Origin of the sequence: Synechococcus sp. H55.9, from assembly GCF_047462355.1 — a bacterium.
In the GTDB taxonomy this organism is placed as follows: domain Bacteria; phylum Cyanobacteriota; class Cyanobacteriia; order Thermostichales; family Thermostichaceae; genus Thermostichus.
Genome location: NZ_JANSJB010000185.1, coordinates 1 through 1,300, shown reverse-complemented (window position 1 = coordinate 1,300; position 1,300 = coordinate 1). Strand labels below are relative to the sequence as shown.

Sequence of the window (1,300 nt, the reverse complement as noted above, 5' to 3'; positions counted from 1 at the left end):
ACCATCACCAGTGCCGGAATCTCCACCAATGGCGTTGGTCAAGATGGGGGTGGTCTTTACAACAAAGGCACCCTCACCATCGATGTCACAGGGATCTCCAGCAATAACGCTGGTCAAAATGGGGGCGGCCTTTACAACGACAGCGGCGGCACAGCCACCATCACTGCAACTGAGATCTCGTTCAACAATACTCCCTGGGCAGGCGGCGGCCTTTACGTCTCCAGCAGCAGCACAGTTAGCCTCACCAACAGCACACTCTCAGGCAACAGTGCTGGACAAAAGGGAGGCGGGATCCATAACCTCGGTACCGTTAAGCTGAGCTTTGTGACGGTTGCCTCGAACTCAGCTTCCTCTGGTGGCGGTATTTTCAACAACGCCACAGCCAATATCAGGCACTCAATCGTAGCGATAAGTACAAGTGGGAACAACTGTTCTGGCTCCCTCACAGCTAGCGGGGTGAACTTTGCCACAGATACAAGCTGCGGCTCAGGATTCACGTCGGTAACGCCAGCAGTATTGAACCTGGGGCCGCTAACCAATAATGGTGGATCGACTCAAACTCACGCGCTCCAAGTGCCCAGTGCAGCAATCGATGCCGTTCCATCAGGACAGTGTACTGACCTAAATGGCAACCCTGTGAACCAAGATCAGCGAGGTTCGGGCTTCCCTCGGCCTGCTGGGATCGGCTGTGATGCGGGAGCTTACGAGCAGCAGAATCCACCGACACCGACGCCCACACCAACCCCAACACCGACGCCTAGTCCGTCACCTTCCCCAGGCGAAGGGATCCGGCTGGTGAAGCGGATCAGTGCCGTCAACGGCCTTCCCATCCGTGAGTTCTTCGACGAGCCCACAGATCCCAACGACAACCCAGGGATCCCTTGGCCGGGCGGGGCAGCAACCTTCCTGCAAGGTGCCGTCAACCAGCCGGTACGTCCGGGAGCGCGGGTGCAGTTTGCCATCTACTTCCTGCTGGATTCGCCCAGCTCGACGCTGACGGTGTGCGATCCCCTCGTCCCTGGTCTTGGCTATGTGGCAGGCAGCTTGTCCTTGACACCGGCAGGTGGCTCTCCAGTGGCTCTGAGCGATGCGGTTGATGGGGATGGGGGAGCTTTCATCCCACCGGGACAAGCGGTGCCGCCGACCTGCGGCGGCATCACCAACTCCAACGGAGTGGTGGTGGTCAATGTGGGGGGATCTGGCACTGCCGGGGCCATCCGCTTTGAGGCCGTCGTTCCCAGGTAGGAGGGGGATGCAGCCGGTTCCTGGCCGTTTGACCTTTGCATTCTCTTCTCTTGCA

Annotated in this window: 1 protein-coding gene and 1 pseudogene; both read left to right on the top strand. The window is 59.1% G+C overall.

Annotated features, from left to right (window positions below; all coding sequences use genetic code 11):
* Positions 1–324: 324 nt before the first annotated feature.
* Positions 325–702 (top strand): annotated as a pseudogene (locus tag NW857_RS12985) (choice-of-anchor Q domain-containing protein); the annotation flags it as partial.
* A gap of 93 nt (positions 703–795) precedes the next feature.
* Entirely contained in the window at positions 796–1,245 is a 450-nt protein-coding gene (locus NW857_RS12980; protein WP_414369203.1) for a hypothetical protein, read from the top strand.
* Positions 1,246–1,300: the final 55 nt, after the last annotated feature.